At 63.0% G+C, this 208-nt stretch carries 1 pseudogene; it reads right to left on the bottom strand.

Going from position 1 to position 208, the window contains the following annotated elements:
* A pseudogene (locus QN397_RS26715) lies at positions 1 to 208 on the bottom strand (IS110 family transposase); the annotation flags it as partial.

Here is a 208-nt window from a genome sequence, read left to right as displayed (position 1 = left end):
GGCCGATGTCGGCCTGCAGTTGCTGGACTCGCCTGAGTTGCTCGTCCAGGCTGTCCATGAGCATCGCTGGCAGCCGGACCTTCGCTTCGCGCATGGCGTCGGGCAACGCCTTGAGCAACGCAGCATGACCTTCCGGCAGCACGATGCCGAACTCGTAGAGCAGCCCCCGAAGTTCGTTCGTCTGCATGATGCGGGTCTTCATGAGCTG

The sequence above is a fragment of the Variovorax sp. RTB1 genome (assembly GCF_035018765.1).
Taxonomy (GTDB): domain Bacteria; phylum Pseudomonadota; class Gammaproteobacteria; order Burkholderiales; family Burkholderiaceae_C; genus Variovorax.
This window is presented reverse-complemented; position numbering and strand designations above follow the sequence as displayed.